Below are 13,794 nucleotides of genomic sequence, written 5' to 3'. Positions count from 1 at the left end.
GTAGACTCTGCCTGTTTTAACCAAGGATATTCTATTTTTAAAGCTTTCAGCATGACATCCATTGAATATCTGCCTTGAAATTTAGCCTTTTTATTGTTTTTATAGCGTTCAATGTGCATATTAAGCATTTGATTCCACACAAAACGAGCACAACCAAAATTAACATGAATTTGATTGCTTTGCGTTTTATTAGGATATAATCTCAATTTGAACGCTTTTAAAACCATTATTTTTGACCTTGCCTTTCAATATATTGTTTGATTACGTCAATTGAAACTTCGCCAGTGGAAATCAAACAGTAGCTTTTAGTCCAAAAAGCTTCCTTAAAAAAGAAGCGCTGAGTGCTTCAAAAGAGGCGATTCATCCCCCACTTAGAGAAGTGGGGGCATTCTCGCCCCTTTAGGGTTGTTAAAAAATCCCGTTGCCAAATGCAGCGGCAATGTCTTTTATGTCCCCGGGTTGCCATAGGGACAGATAAGCTAGGATAGTTTAGCTGTTCCCTTATCAAGAATGTTTTTAGCTGCGTTCCAGTCACGAATATGGCGAGTGCCACAGTTAGGACACGTCCATTCACGATCAGCCAAGGTTAGCTTTTTAGTATCATCAGTCCCCATCACAAAGCCGCTGATGAGTTATCAAATGAAATGAAGAAGATCCTATGGCGGGTGGCCGAGGATAACGAAATCGTAATCGAGGAAACGTAAGTTATGCATGACCATGTTCATGTCTTGATCAGCTTTCCGCCTGGCAAGGCACCGACTAGCGCCATCAAAGCGCTCAAAGGCAGAAGAGCCTTTATTTTCTTGCGTCGACACCCGTAAATTCGGCAGTCCTAATCCTGGGATGGTCATTTATGGTCGCCTGGCTGCTACATGAGCACGTCAGGCAATATGAGCAAAGAAACGGTCGAGAAATATATAAACGATCAAAAATACAATGAGATGAAAAAAGCTCCTTACAGAGCTTGATAGGGCCTATCCATCCCATGACTAAAGTCACGGGATTCCCGGCCAGACATAATTAAAGACAGGTAATTGATTTGTTCAATTCTGATCGGATATCCCAGAGAATGATCAGCTTTATTTTTGAGAAGAATGGCATCGGTGCGTGAATGCAGCAAAGTGATTGTTCCGCTGACCTCTTCGATTTCTCCGTCTGTCCAATTAAGCTGCAAGATGACCTCTTGTTTGTTCTGAGCGGCTTTACTGATGAACAGACGCAGCTGTTCTTTTGGCATGCTTGGTTCCTTTTTGATATCTTTGCCGTTTTCAAAGATAGTTTTGAATGTCTGCTTGATTTTAGATATTTTTTCCTGAGAAAGGAATGCTTTAAGCATATTTCTGATCCCCCTTAAAGTCCAATAGGAACGTTTGTTTACTATAAGCTTATTATATAAACATAAGTTCGAAAAATCAAGAATAAAACAAAAATACGTTCACTTATTTTAGGCGGTAATTTTGGCAAAGATATTTGTTGCTTTTTCTCTCTTTTCCAAAATCCTTAAATTAAAATTAAAAAACAAGTTAAAATATGTAAAAATGCGACAAATATCCGCTGATGGGTTGAAAATACTTCGTAAAAAGTGCAATATAATAATTAATACTATTTTTGGAGGGGTTAGCAGCAATGGCTAAAAGAGGTATGCTGATCGTCTTGTCCGGTCCGTCAGGCGTCGGTAAGGGCACTGTTCGAAAAGAAATTTTTTCTCAAGATGATAACAACTTTCACTATTCAATTTCGATGACGACGAGGAAGATGCGTCCCGGTGAAGTGAATGGCAAAGACTATTATTTTGTTTCAAAAGAAGAGTTTGAAAAAGAAATTGGGTCCGGTGGCATGCTTGAATATGCCAAATATGTTGACAACTACTATGGAACACCGTTAAAATACGTTAATGAAATGTTGGATGCTGGCAAGGACGTTTTTTTGGAAATTGAAGTCAACGGTGCAATGCAGGTTCGCAAAAAAGCTCCGGACGGATTGTTCATCTTTTTAACGCCGCCTGATTTGATGGAATTGCGTCAACGGATCGTCAATCGCGGAACGGATGACCTTGAAACAATCGACAAGCGAATGAAAAAAGCCGTCGGTGAAATCGAAATGATGCAAAATTATGATTATGCGGTCGTAAATGACGAAGTACCAAAAGCAGCCGAAAAAATCAAGACGATTATTCGTGCCGAACGTTGGCGCGTAAAGCGTTTCTTGCCTGATTACAAAAAACAATTAAAACTGGAGGGAACGGAGATATGATTTTATATCCATCAGTCGATGAGTTGCTTGAACGCGTTGATTCGCGCTATTCGCTTATTTTGCTTGCTTCCAAGCGTGCGCATGAACTGGATGCCGGTGCATCCCCGATGCTTGAGGAAAGCGAATATAAGTCAGTTAAAAACGTTGGTCGTGCTTTGGAAGAGGTCGTGGCCGGAAAACTCAGGATTAAATCTGAAGGTCAAGAAGGATAAATGCGTTTCAAGAGACTAAGCAATTTCTTAGTCTCTTTTTTTGCGCTTCAATGTGGTAAAATTAAAGCATGAATGAGGGGGGCTTATTTTGACTTCAAAACACGTAGCATTTTATATTACAGGCGGAATCGCAGCATATAAGGCTGCTTATTGCGTCAGAGAATTTGTAAAGCATGGATATGAAGTTCGTTGCGCAATGACGAAAAGCGCGGCTGAATTCGTAAGTCCGCTGACGTTCGAAACGCTTTGCAAAAACAAAGTCGTATCGGATTTGTTTGATCAGAATAATGATTCTCAGGTTGCACACATCGATCTTGCCGATTGGACCGATTTGGCAGTCGTCGTTCCGGCAACGGCCGACATTATTGGGAAGATGGCAAACGGAATTGCAGACGATGCGGTTTCGACGTCTTTGCTCGCAACGGATGCGCCTGTCTTCGTCGTTCCCGCGATGAATGAGAAAATGTTGACAAATCCTGCCGTCAAGAGAAATTTGAAACGTTTGAAAGCAGACGGCATTGAGATTATTGAACCTGATTATGGCTTTTTGGCGGAAGGCTATTCCGGAAAGGGACGAATGAAGGAACCAAAGGAAATTTTTTCGTATATCGATGAAAAATGCAGAGCTGAGCAACTAATTGATCTTAGTGGGGAAAAAATCATTGTCACTGCTGGCGGAACTGTCGAACCGATTGATCCGGTGCGCTTTTTGACGAATCGTTCGAGCGGCAAGATGGGCTATGCGCTAGCTGAAAATGCGGCTGCATTTGGTGCTGACGTCACGCTCGTTCACGGCCCGGTCAGATTGGCAGATATTCCCGGCGTTGAGATGGTCGAAACGGTTACTGCCGATGAGATGGCTTCAGAAGTTTTGAAACGTTACGAAGAAGCTGATGTCGTAATCATGGCGGCTGCAGTTGCCGATTATCGTCCTGAGAAGTTTTATGACGAAAAGGTCAAAAAATCTGACGGTAACTGGAATCTTAGGCTGGTTCGAAACGTTGACATCTTAAAGCTTTTGGGCGAAAGGAAAACAAAACAAAAATTAGTCGGATTTGCGGCTGAAACAGAAAATCTGCTAGAAAATGCTCAAAAGAAACTGACTGAGAAAAACGTCGACTTGTTGGTCGCAAATGACGTTTCAAGAAAGGACGTCGGTTTTGGTTCTGATGAAAACGAGGTTTTTTTGCTGTTTAGAAACGGTGCTAAAAAGAAGATCTCCAAAACTTCCAAAGAAAAAATCGCGCAAGACGTCTTGAGCGAGCTGTCCAGTCTATGAGGGGTGAACGGATGAGTCTTTACGCACAAGTAATCGTTGATGTTCCGACGATGCAGACGAACAAACCCTATACTTATCTTGTTCCGAGCGAATTGGAAGAGCAGATTCAGGCAGGGATGCGTTGCGTTGTTCCTTTCGGAAAAGGATCGCGAAAGATACAGGGATTCGTGCTTGATGTCTCAAATCAAAAGCCGGATGAGGATTTTGAAATCAAAAAAATAATTTCCTTGATGGACTTTGTGCCGGTTTTAAACGAAGAAGCCTTGCAGCTTGCGGATTGGATGGCAAATTACACGTTTTCGTTCAAAATTTCATGTCTTCAGACGATGCTGCCGAACGTTATGCGTGCCGGTTATGAAAAGAGCATTCGTTTGCTGGATGAAAACGTCGAACCGGAAATCAAGAAGTTATTTGATCAAAACAACCTTTTGGCTTTTGACGACAAGATGGACGCAAAAATCAGGCGGAAAATTTATGGACTGCGCAAAAAAGATAAAGTTGAAATCGTCTATCACGTAAATGACAGGGCACGAGTCAAAGAAACTGAATTTATCAAGTCAAAAATTACTGCGGAAAACATTTCTGCATTTTTAAACGCCCAAAGAAAGACTGCAACCAAAAAGAAACGGATGCTTGAAAAGCTCTTGGATCTTGGAAATGATTCGGTTGAAAGAATCAAATTTCAAAAACAAAACAGCTTTACGTCAAATGACGTCAAACAAGCCGAAAACTCAGGCTGGCTGAGTCTTGTTTCAAAAGAGACCTATCGAAATCCTTCAGAAAACGCAACAACAGAATCATCTTCGCCAAGGAAGCTGACGGCCGAACAAAACGTTTGCGTTACAAGGATAAATCAGGCAATTGAGCAAGAAGAAAGCGATGTTTTCCTGCTTCAGGGCGTGACGGGAAGCGGAAAGACGGAGGTTTATCTTCAAACGATAGCCCACGCTCTCAAGCTTTCAAAAAAGGCTTTGATGCTTGTTCCGGAAATTTCGCTGACGCCGCAGATGGTCCGACGCGTCAAAGGACGTTTTGGACCAAAGGTGGCAATGCTTCACAGTGCGCTTTCCGATGGTGAACGTTTTGACGAATGGCGCAGAATCGAACGCGGTGAAGCGCAAGTAGTTGTCGGGGCACGCTCTGCTGTTTTTGCGCCGCTTGACCGGATTGGCATAATTATTATGGATGAAGAGCATGAAACCAGTTATAAGCAAGATGAAATGCCGCGTTATAATGCGCGCGAAGTGGCAATTTGGCGCGGAAAACATCATCATTGCCCGGTTGTTTTGGGTTCTGCAACGCCTTCTTTGGAGTCGAGGGCACGTGGTCAAAAAAGCGTCTATCAGCGTTTGCTTTTGACGAAACGCATCAACGGACGTCCGATGCCTCACGTAGAACTTGTTGACATGCGCGAAGCTTTAAAAAGCGCGCCATCGCCTGATTTTTCAGCTGAATTACTGACGAAAATCAAAGAGCATCTTAAAAGAGACGAACAAGTCGTTTTGATGCTTAATCGAAGAGGATACTCTTCATTTGTCATGTGTCGAGAATGCGGCTTTGTCTTAAAGTGTCCGAATTGCGACATTTCGTTGACGCTTCATATGGATACGCACAGTATGAAGTGTCATTATTGCGGGCATGAGGAGTCAATTCCAAGAATTTGTCCGAGCTGCCGAAGCAATAAGATTCGCTATTATGGAACGGGCACGCAAAAAGTCGAGGAACAACTGCATGAATTGCTTCCAAATGCCAGAGTTCTGCGAATGGACGTCGATACTACGCGGCGCAAAGGAGCGCATGAACGCCTTCTGGAGCGTTTCGGCCGGCACGAGGCCGATATTTTGCTGGGAACGCAAATGATTGCCAAGGGCCTTGACTTTCCCGACGTCACTCTCGTTGGGGTTTTGAATGCCGACACTGCCTTGGGACTGCCTGATTTTCGATCAAGCGAAAAGACTTTTCAGCTTTTGACGCAGGTCAGCGGTCGCGCCGGACGTGCGGATAAAAACGGCGAAGTCGTGATTCAGACTTTTAACAAGGAGCATTATGCGATTCAATTTGCGTGCACGCAGGAATATGAGCGTTTTTATGCTTATGAAATGCAGCTCAGGCATCGTTTGGGGTATCCGCCGTACTATTTTACGATCAAAATTACCGCAAGCTATGACAATGAAGCTGATGCCTGTAGGAAGATGTATGAAATAAGAAGGGAACTGAGCCAGGTTTTGAGCAAATCCGCAAAGATTCTTGGGCCTACGCCAAAGGCCATCATGCGTGTGAATAATCGCTACTATTATCAGATTGTGATTGAATATAAAAAGGAACCTCGACTTGAAGAGTATTTGCAGGATCTTTTGGTCAGAAGTCAGACGGATGAACCGAAGGGCCTGAAATTGATTATTGACCGTGATCCGATCAGCTTTATGTAACAGGAAGGAAAGATAAAATGACATCAATTGTTTTTATGGGAACGCCGAAGTTTTCCGCACCGATCTTGGAGGGATTGATCAGGGAAGGCTATGACGTGAAAGCCGTCGTGACCCAACCTGATCGATATGTTGGCCGCAAGCACGTTTTGACTGCTTCCCCGGTTAAAGAAACAGCGGTAAGACACGGAATAGAAGTTTTGCAACCGGAAAAAATTTCCGGAAGCGCTGAAATGGACCGAATTATTGAATTGAAACCAGATTTGATCGTCACGGCCGCATTTGGTCAGTTTTTGCCGAACAAGCTGATTGAAGCCGCAAAAGTGGCCGCAATCAACGTGCATGGATCGCTTTTGCCAAAATATCGCGGCGGGGCTCCAGTACAGTATGCGATTATGAACGGTGACAGTGAAACTGGCGTGACGATCATTTATATGGTCAAGAAAATGGATGCCGGCGCAATGCTTGCGCAAGCAAAAATGCCGATTGAAGAAAATGATGATACGGCAACCGTTTTTCAAAAAATGAGCATCCTTGGACGCGATACATTGCTTGAAACGATTCCCAAAATTTTGGACGGAACGATCAAACCGATTGCTCAAAATGAAGAGAGGGTCGTTTTTTCTCCGACCATCAAACCGGAAGAAGAAGAATTGTCGCTTGAGTCAACCGCGCGCGAGCTTGATTGGAAAATCAGGGCGCTGCGTCCGACTCCGGGTGCTTATTTTGCTGATTTTTTGGGAAAGCGCACGAAACTTTGGGATATTTCCGTTTTGGATGAAAAAACTGCCTTTGCCAGCGGGACGGTCGTTGAAGCCGGAAAGCACGTTTTGAAGATGGCGGCAGCAGACGGTACCGTTTACAGGATAAATGAGCTGCAGCCGGCCGGGAAACCGAAAATGAAGGCAACGGATTATCTGAACGGAATCGGCAAGGGACTTGAGGCTGGACAAAAGGTGATTGTTTAATGAAAAAACTTGATAGAAACCCGCGCTTCTTGGCGGTCAAACTGTTGGAGCGAATCGAAAAAAACGGCTCATATTCCAACCTGGCATTGAATCAGACAATAAAAAAAAGCCAGCTTGATGAAAGAGACGTCAGTCTTTTGACAAACATCGTCTATGGAGTCATTCAACGAAAGCTCACCTTGGAATTTTATCTTGACGGTTTCATAAAGAACGGGCGCAAGGTGGAGCCGTGGGTTTACGAACTTTTGAAAACGGCTCTCTATCAGCAGCTGTATCTTGACAAGATCCCGAAACGTGCCATTTTCAACGAAACGATTGAAATTGCAAAGGTCAACGGTCACGAAGGAATCAGACGATTCGTGACCGGAATTTTGCACGAAATCGAGCGCAAAGGTCTTCCCGATTCAAGTAACGTCAAAGATTCTGCGGAAAAAATCAGTATTGAATCAAGCACGCCAAAATGGCTCGTTGAAAAACTGACTGAAGAACTTGGTTTTGAAAAAACCATCAGTCTCTTAAAATCGATCAATGAGCCACCGTCCCAAAGCATTCGGGTCAATCTTGCGAAAAATACGGTTCATCAAGCCGTCTCAGCATTGGAAAAAGAGGGTTTCAAGGTTTCAAAAAGTCTTGTTTCACCGCTTGGACTGCGCGTAAGCGGTGGTTTTATTCCTCACAGCGATGCTTATAAAAGAGGTTTGGTGACTGTTCAGGACGAAAGCGCCATGCTTGCAGTGGATTCAATGGACGTTAAGTCAACGGACGTTGTCTTGGATGGTTGTGCTGCCCCAGGCGGAAAAACGATGCAGATTGCAGCCGTTCTCGACAGCGGAAGGGTATATGCTCTTGACATCCACGCCCATAAGGTCGGATTGATTGAGAAAAATGCCGAACTTTGCGGCGTAACCAATTATGTGACGGCTAAAAAAACGGATGCCAGAAAAGCAAAAGAGGAATTTGATGAAGAAAGTTTTGACAAAGTTTTGATTGATGCGCCATGTTCAGGACTCGGATTGATGAGAAGAAAGCCTGAGGTAAAATATGACAAGCATTTTAAAGACTCGCTTTCTTTGCACGACGTTCAGGTCGGAATTCTCGATCAGGTTGCAGAACTAGTCAAACCGGGAGGGAGACTGACATACAGTACCTGTACGATTTTGAATGAAGAAAATCAAGCAACCGTGGATGCTTTTTTGAAACGGCATCCTGAATTTTATCAGATCAAGACAGAAACAAGCTTTAAAATCAAAGATGAAAGAAAAACTTTAGGGTTGACTATATATCCGGATGATTTCGGATCGGACGGGTTCTTTATCGCAACATTGATGAAAAAAGAGGAATGAGGTGATTAGATGAGAATAGCATATGGCAGCGATGTCGGCAGAAAACGTGCCAAAAATGAAGATAGCGTTGGAAATTTCAAAAATAGATTCAACGTTGTTTTTGTAATTTTGGCTGACGGACTTGGGGGCTATCAAGGCGGTGAAGTTGCTTCTGAAATGGCTGTTTCTCATCTTGGGTATCTGTTTGAACAAACTGAGCTCAATAATTCTAATGATGCCAAAGTCTGGTTGGAAGAAAAGCTTTCATGCGAAAATCAGATGATTATTGAGCGATCGAAACAATATCAAGATCTCGAAGGAATGGGGACGACCGTTGTTTGTGCCATGTTTTTTGAGAACAAGTGCCTGATTGCCCATCTCGGCGACAGTCGCGCATATATTTTGCATGATCAAAAACTTGTACAGCTTACTGAAGACCATTCTCTTGTCAACGAGCTGGTCAAACGAGGAGAAATCAGTGCAGATGAAGCAAAACACCATCCGCAAAAAAATATTGTGACAAGGACGTTGGGAATTTCTGAGAACGTTTCGCTTGATTTTGATGAACTGATCTTGGGTTCGGGAGACAAGGTGATGCTTTGTTCAGACGGACTGACCAATATGGTCGATGATGACGCAATTGAAAAAGTTCTTCAAAAAGATGAATCGTTGGATGATCAGTGTCAAGAACTGATCGCAAAGGCGAATGAAAACGGTGGTAATGACAACATTACTGTTTTGCTAGCTGATTTTTCCTCAAAGGACGGTGACATGCCATGAGAGAAGGATATGCTTTAAGCGGGCGCTACAAAATCGTCAGATTGCTTGGCGAAGGAGGCATGGCCAACGTTTACCTGGCACATGACCTGATTTTGAATCGTGATGTTGCCGTTAAGATTTTGCGTCTGGATTTGCGTGACGATCAAGCGGCAATCAGGCGTTTCAGACGTGAAGCCAACTCTTTGACCGAACTCGTAAATCCCTACATTGTCAATATCTATGACGTTGATGAAGACAACGGGATGCAGTACCTGGTAATGGAATATGTTGACGGAACGGACCTCAAGGAATATATTGCCAGAAATCACCCTATGCCATATGCAAGAATTATCGAAATTTTCTTGCAGATTTTGTCCGCCGTCGATGAAGCTCATGCCCATGGAATCATCCATCGCGATTTGAAACCTCAAAATATTTTAATGGATAAGAACGGCAATGTTAAAGTCACGGATTTCGGAATTGCGGTTGCTGCGGCTGAAGAAACGATGACGCGTACCAATACGCTGATGGGGTCCGTTCACTATATTTCTCCGGAGCAGGCGAGAGGAAGCATCATTACCAAGCAATCTGACATCTATTCGTTGGGAATCGTATTGTTCGAGATGTTGACCGGTCGTGTTCCTTACGAGGGAGAAACGGCCGTTTCAATTGCTTTGAAGCATTATCAAAACGAAATGCCGTCGGTTCGAAAATATGACAAGAAGATACCGCAAGCTTTGGAAAACGTTGTTTTGCATGCAACGGCCAAAAATTTGAACGATCGCTATCAAAACGTTGCAGAAATGGAAAGGGATCTGAGAACATCACTTTCTTCAAATCGCATCAATGAACCGAAGTGGCATTCTGCCACTGTCGTTGACGGAGAAACCAAAGTTTTGCCGACATTGGACAAATCCGTCACGGAACAAGAAGAATCGGATCAGGTTAAAGAATTAGAAGCAGAAGTGTCAGAAGTCTTAGGTACATCTGTCAAGTCCAAATGGTGGTCATTTTTGATGAAGGGCAAGCACAAGTGGTTTTTATTCAGCGCAATCTTGATCTTGTTCATTTTGGTATTCTGTTTGACGCTTAGACCAAAAGACGTTGCGGTCCCTGACTTGCGAGGAATGACGCGCTCGGAAGCTTCCAGAATGCTGAAAGATGAGAAGCTTTCTTTAGGCAAGGTTTCCTATCGCTACAGTGAAAAATTCAGCTATAATCAGATTATTACGAGCAATCCGGAATACGGAACGAAGGTTAAAGAAAATACCGCCGTCAACGTCGTTGTTTCTAAAGGCCTTGAAAAAGTCAAATTTGGCAACTATCGCGGCAGAAGCTATAATTCGGTCAAGAAATTTTTGCAAAAAAGGGGCGTGACCGTCTACAAGGAAACGAAGTATTCAAATAAGTATGCCAAAGGCGAGATTATTGATCAATCGATTCCGACGAAAGAAAAAATCGTACTGTCTCAAGCAACGGTTTCCTTTACCGTCAGTCTTGGGGCCAAAAATATTATGGTTCGTGATCTTAGGGGGTACTCCCTTAAAGAAGTTCAGGACTATGCCGAAGAAAGCAGCCTGAATCTCATTATCAAGCGAATTGATTCTGACGAACCGGTTAATGCCGTCGTTGCTCAGTATCCTATCGCCAATACCTATGTTGGTCGCGGAAGCAACTTGACCGTGTCGATTTCGACCGGAAAAAAGGAGGAGTTTTCGGCTTCATCATCATCTTCAAGTTTTTCATCATCATCTTCAAGTTCTTCAAATAAGCAAGAAGACAGGGGGCTGAATTTCACGAAGAGCATCTCGATTCCTTACAAAGGAAAAGACGGTCATCCGGTTACGGTCAGCATCTATGTTTCCGATAAGAATCATAATTTCAATAAAGTGTACAAAACGATGCCGATCAGTGCCGATGCCAGTGAAACAGTAAACTTTAGCGTTGATTCAGGCCAGGTCGGCAAGTACAAGGTGGTTGCGTCTGACGGAACCGTGCTTGTCGAAGACGACAACGTTACGCCATAAAAAACGGAGGCTTGGAAAAAACTCTGCCTCAATTAAAAATCCGGATTAGATTTGCAGTTGATTGCAAATCTAATCCTTTTTTCATGTGCATGACAATCACCTTCCATGATGGAAACGTTCCAAAAAATCAACCTTTTGACAAATAGACAGCAGCCTTTTCCTCAATCAGTCATAAACGCAACGACAAAAGCCATGGACATGAATCTTGTTTTAACCCCTTTCTTTGGTGTAAAATTAAGTCTGACAAGAAAGGCAGGTTGAAAATTTGGCAAAAGGACAGATCAGACAATCATTAAGCGGATACTACGATATATTTTCAGAAGGTAAAACGTATCGAACCAGAGCTCGCGGAAACTTCAGAAAAAAGGGTCAGACGCCTTTGGTTGGTGATTACGTCGAATTCAAAGCTGATAATGAAAATGAAGGGTACGTGCTTAAAATCTTGGAACGCAAAAACCAGCTGGTTCGCCCTCCTGTGGCAAACGTTGATTGCGCGATCGTTGTTACGGCTTGCATTGAGCCTGATTTTTCGAGCAATTTGCTTGATCGTCAATTGGTGATGCTGTCCGAAAACGAGATCGTTCCGATACTGTATTTTTCTAAATCCGATCTGATGGATGAAACGACAAAAGAGCGCATGCTGCCTGTTTTTGACTACTATTCAAAGTATTATCGAACGGTAGTTTCTGAAAAGAACATGGCTGATGAAGAACTGGTCTCGGCCTTGTTTGAAGAAGCAGGAAATGTTTTGGTCGTCATGGGTCAGACCGGTGCCGGGAAGTCGACCTTGCTGAACAGACTTGATCCGAAACTAAAACTTGAAACAGGCGAGATTTCAAAGGCTTTGAGTCGAGGCAGGCATACTACGAGGAAGGTTTCTCTGATGGATGTCAAGGGTCATCTGATTGCTGATACGCCCGGCTTTTCATCGTTTGAACTGCGTGAAATCGAAAAAGAGCGTCTTTCGAGTCTGTTTGAGGATTTCAATGAATACTCACCGCAGTGTCGTTTCAGAGGCTGTCTGCATCTCAATGAACCTGATTGTGCGGTCAAAGCGGCCGTTCTGGAAGGCAAAATTCTTGAAAGTCGTTATGAAAATTATAAATTGTTCCAAAAAATGATTCAGGAACAAAAGCCAAGGTATAAACGCTAGGTTGGAGGGGTTTTTGTGATTATAGCACCATCAATTTTAAGTGCCGATTTTGCCAATTTGGCAGCCGACGTCAAGGCTGTCGAAGAAGCCGGCGCAAAATATTTGCACATTGATATTATGGACGGACACTTCGTTGACAATCTTACGTTCGGACCAAACGTCGTCAAAGCTTTGAGACCGTTGAGCAATTTGTTTTTTGACTGTCATCTGATGGTTGAGAATCCGGAGAAATATCTTCAAGATTTTGCCGCTGCGGGAGCCGATTTGGTCGGCGTGCACATTGAAGCAACCAAGCATGCCCATCGCGTCATTTCAAAGATTCATCAATTGGGAATGAAGGCTGAAATCGTGCTTAATCCGGGAACTTCGCTCGAATTTGCCAAAGAAGTGCTGCCGTTGGTTGATTCGGTTTTGATTATGACAGTTGATCCCGGGTTTGGCGGACAGGCTTTTTTGGAAGAGACCGTTTCTAAGATTGCTGAAGCTGAAAAATACAGAAAAGAACATAATTTGAATTATCAGATTGAAGTGGACGGCGGAATCAACGATCAGACGATTAAAACGGCTAAGGCTGCCGGTGCAACGATCGCAGTCGCCGGTTCGTACGTCTTTTCCCAAAATACGCCTGAAGAACAGATTAAAAAGCTGATTGAAGCTTCAAAACAGGTGGAAAAATGAAAATTAATCTTCTGGTTGGCGGTCCAATCGAAAACTATCCCGAAAGACTGCTTGAAAAGCGTGGTCAAGACGAGTTGTGGGTCGGAGCAGATAAGGGAGCGGTCAGACTTTGCGAGGCCGGAATCAAACCGATTCTTTCAATCGGAGACTTCGATTCATCAACGAATCGCGAACGATATTTGGTAGACGTCATGAGCAAGGAAGTGATGACTTCGGTTCCTGAAAAAGACGATACTGATACCGAATTGTGCCTTCGGTTGATTGAACAACGTTTTCATCCGGATCTGATCAGCATTTACGGGGCTACCGGCGGCAGAATCGACCATCTGTTGGCAAATCTTTTTTGCTTGCTTCGACCTGAATTTTTGAATATGATTTCCAAGGTTGAATTCATTGATAAAAACAACGTCATTCGCTTCTATAATCCCGGAGAACATGAAATAAAGCAGATTGAAGGCATGCGCTACTTGGCATTCGTTTCAATGGGGCCGGTAGATGATTTGAATCTGTATGATGAAAAATACAGACTTCGTCATGCCAATCTTTCACGCGTTATTTCGCTTGCAAGCAACGAATTTGTTTCCGAAACGGCCCATTTCAGTTTCAAGAACGGAAACGTTTGTGTTATTTGGAGCAAGGATTGAAGCAGTGCTATTTTTTGATTGAACAGAATGTTGATATGACAACGTTTCTAGCTATCAAGTGATTTTCCTTGAC

13 protein-coding genes and 3 pseudogenes are annotated in these 13,794 nt (G+C 43.3%); 12 read left to right on the top strand and 4 right to left on the bottom strand.

Translation table 11 applies throughout. The annotated features are described in order from the left end of the window. From BMZ95_RS01870 to BMZ95_RS01860, 3 genes and pseudogenes are all read right to left on the bottom strand, one after another. The coding region (locus BMZ95_RS01870; protein ID WP_159428730.1) for a helix-turn-helix domain-containing protein at positions 1 to 227 on the bottom strand (227 nt) is incomplete at its 3' end. After that, positions 227 to 325: pseudogene (locus BMZ95_RS10600) on the bottom strand (transposase); the annotation flags it as partial. The pseudogene BMZ95_RS10600 and the gene BMZ95_RS01870, both read right to left, overlap by 1 nt. Positions 326 to 479: 154 nt before the next feature. Further along, a pseudogene (locus tag BMZ95_RS01860) lies at positions 480 to 623 on the bottom strand (zinc ribbon domain-containing protein); the annotation flags it as partial. A gap of 3 nt (positions 624 to 626) precedes the next feature. Between BMZ95_RS01860 and tnpA the strand changes: the two are divergent. Then, positions 627 to 968 (top strand): annotated as a pseudogene (gene tnpA, locus BMZ95_RS01855) (IS200/IS605 family transposase); the annotation flags it as partial. Here the strand turns inward: tnpA and BMZ95_RS01850 are convergent. Beyond that, on the bottom strand, positions 956 to 1,336 hold the full coding sequence (locus BMZ95_RS01850) for a hypothetical protein (protein WP_046922531.1): 381 nt from the start codon (positions 1,334 to 1,336) through the stop codon (positions 956 to 958). The pseudogene tnpA and the gene BMZ95_RS01850 overlap by 13 nt on opposite strands. 290 nt (positions 1,337 to 1,626) lie before the next feature. Between BMZ95_RS01850 and gmk the strand changes: the two genes are divergently transcribed. The 11 genes from gmk (at position 1,627) to BMZ95_RS01795 (ending at position 13,721) form a co-directional block, all read left to right on the top strand. Then, a complete protein-coding gene (gene gmk, locus BMZ95_RS01845; protein WP_014073665.1) occupies positions 1,627 to 2,253 on the top strand; it encodes a guanylate kinase in 627 nt (208 codons plus the stop codon). Then, the gene (gene rpoZ, locus BMZ95_RS01840) at positions 2,250 to 2,465 is read left to right on the top strand and encodes a DNA-directed RNA polymerase subunit omega (RefSeq protein WP_014073664.1); all 216 of its coding nucleotides are present in this window, start codon (positions 2,250 to 2,252) and stop codon (positions 2,463 to 2,465) included. The genes gmk and rpoZ overlap by 4 nt, the downstream gene beginning before the upstream one ends. Before the next feature lie 88 nt (positions 2,466 to 2,553). After that, a complete protein-coding gene (gene coaBC, locus BMZ95_RS01835; protein ID WP_046922532.1) occupies positions 2,554 to 3,744 on the top strand; it encodes a bifunctional phosphopantothenoylcysteine decarboxylase/phosphopantothenate--cysteine ligase CoaBC in 1,191 nt (396 codons plus the stop codon). An 11-nt stretch (positions 3,745 to 3,755) separates the two neighbouring features. Then, a complete protein-coding gene (priA, locus tag BMZ95_RS01830; protein ID WP_041820013.1) occupies positions 3,756 to 6,173 on the top strand; it encodes a primosomal protein N' in 2,418 nt (805 codons plus the stop codon). A 17-nt stretch (positions 6,174 to 6,190) separates the two neighbouring features. After that, entirely contained in the window at positions 6,191 to 7,138 is a 948-nt protein-coding gene (gene fmt / locus BMZ95_RS01825) for a methionyl-tRNA formyltransferase (protein WP_046922533.1), read from the top strand. After that, positions 7,138 to 8,481, top strand: a complete 1,344-nt coding sequence (gene rsmB / locus BMZ95_RS01820) for a 16S rRNA (cytosine(967)-C(5))-methyltransferase RsmB (RefSeq protein ID WP_046922534.1) — start codon at positions 7,138 to 7,140, stop codon at positions 8,479 to 8,481. The genes fmt and rsmB overlap by 1 nt, the downstream gene beginning before the upstream one ends. A gap of 9 nt (positions 8,482 to 8,490) precedes the next feature. Next, positions 8,491 to 9,240, top strand: a complete 750-nt coding sequence (locus BMZ95_RS01815; protein ID WP_014073659.1) for a Stp1/IreP family PP2C-type Ser/Thr phosphatase — start codon at positions 8,491 to 8,493, stop codon at positions 9,238 to 9,240. Continuing rightward, on the top strand, positions 9,237 to 11,246 hold the full coding sequence (gene pknB / locus BMZ95_RS01810; RefSeq protein ID WP_046922535.1) for a Stk1 family PASTA domain-containing Ser/Thr kinase: 2,010 nt from the start codon (positions 9,237 to 9,239) through the stop codon (positions 11,244 to 11,246). The genes BMZ95_RS01815 and pknB overlap by 4 nt, the downstream gene beginning before the upstream one ends. 265 nt (positions 11,247 to 11,511) lie before the next feature. Beyond that, positions 11,512 to 12,399 (top strand): ribosome small subunit-dependent GTPase A, encoded by an 888-nt coding sequence (rsgA, locus tag BMZ95_RS01805; RefSeq protein ID WP_014073656.1) that lies wholly within the window; start codon positions 11,512 to 11,514, stop codon positions 12,397 to 12,399. A gap of 15 nt (positions 12,400 to 12,414) precedes the next feature. Next, complete coding sequence (gene rpe, locus BMZ95_RS01800; protein ID WP_046922536.1) at positions 12,415 to 13,077, top strand: ribulose-phosphate 3-epimerase; 663 nt, start codon at positions 12,415 to 12,417, stop codon at positions 13,075 to 13,077. Next, the gene (locus tag BMZ95_RS01795) at positions 13,074 to 13,721 is read left to right on the top strand and encodes a thiamine diphosphokinase (RefSeq protein WP_014073654.1); all 648 of its coding nucleotides are present in this window, start codon (positions 13,074 to 13,076) and stop codon (positions 13,719 to 13,721) included. Before rpe ends, BMZ95_RS01795 begins: the two co-directional genes overlap by 4 nt. The last annotated feature ends 73 nt before the right edge of the window (positions 13,722 to 13,794 follow it).

Source organism: Ligilactobacillus ruminis DSM 20403 = NBRC 102161 (genome assembly GCF_900113455.1).
GTDB lineage: Bacteria > Bacillota > Bacilli > Lactobacillales > Lactobacillaceae > Ligilactobacillus > Ligilactobacillus ruminis.
Note: the sequence above shows the minus strand (reverse complement) of the source record. Positions and strands in the feature narration are given on the sequence as shown.